The 852-nt window shown below is 39.6% G+C and carries 3 protein-coding genes; all 3 read left to right on the top strand.

Features of this window, described 5'->3' with window-relative positions:
* On the top strand, positions 1 to 220 hold a 220-nt coding region (locus HGG74_RS20905), incomplete at its 5' end, for a TrbM/KikA/MpfK family conjugal transfer protein (RefSeq protein ID WP_116979387.1).
* Between the two features lie 85 nt (positions 221 to 305).
* Positions 306 to 632: a hypothetical protein gene (locus HGG74_RS20900; RefSeq protein ID WP_004208538.1), complete on the top strand. Its 327-nt coding sequence runs from the start codon at positions 306 to 308 to the stop codon at positions 630 to 632.
* Positions 629 to 852 (top strand): thermonuclease family protein (locus HGG74_RS20895; protein WP_376766167.1); only part of this gene is annotated, 224 nt, incomplete at its 3' end. The genes HGG74_RS20900 and HGG74_RS20895, both read left to right, overlap by 4 nt.

The raw sequence follows: 852 nt of genomic DNA, 5'->3' as shown, positions 1-852 counted from the left end.
AATGGTGTTATGCCTTGCCGGAAAACTTGACGGAAGTAGTCCGGCAGAATGTGACCCGATGTATAAAAGTTTTATGTCAATCAGGAAAAAGAATAAACATGGTTTTTTACCCGATCACACGGCAGATGCCAGAAAGAAAAAACTAAATGAATGTCCTGCGGCTGATGCAGGTACAGTAAGTAAAATTATTTCAAGCTTTGGCCGATTGAAAAACTTTTAATTCTGTTTGATTTAATTCTGATGTGAATACGCAAGTTTCAGGTTTGAGACTGGAACTTGCGAACATTTTTTACAGGGGTGGGAGGATGAAAATTATTAACGTACCTGATGCAAGAAGTGTGAGAATTGCCGGAATTGAAATTATCGATAGTGTCAAATCGGTCGCTTCTGTTTTTACTGAAATTTTGTTGTTTATGGTCTGGTTTCCGGCAATTGTCTATGGGCTTTATCGTTTTGTTATCGTTTTGTGGGATGCTTCCTTAAAGCCGCAATCGCTCATTGAGTTTATTAATTTCATGGTTGAGTTATACAGCTATGTACTTCCTTCGTTGGCTGTTATCGCAGTGGCTTTAGTCGTCGTTTTATCCATTTTTAAAAGACTCTCAGCAATATGGGAGGGAAGAAAGCAATGAGACATTTTTTTAATGTTCTTTCCTTTGCTGTTGCCCTGTTGCCAGCTACATTGTGTGCTGCTCAGATTCAGGGGAAAGTTATTCGCGTTCTCGATGGAGATACCATCGAAGTTAAAACACTACCCGCGAAAATTGTTGTGTATGAAGTTCCGATTCGAGTCCGATTGATAAATATCGATGCACCGGAAAAAAAACAACCCTTTGGTCGCTGGTCAACCAA

The organism is Arthrobacter mobilis, assembly GCF_012395835.1.
GTDB classification, from domain to species: domain Bacteria; phylum Actinomycetota; class Actinomycetes; order Actinomycetales; family Micrococcaceae; genus Crystallibacter; species Crystallibacter mobilis.
The sequence above is the reverse complement of the archived record's forward strand: the minus strand, read 5'-3'. Positions and strand labels throughout refer to the sequence as shown.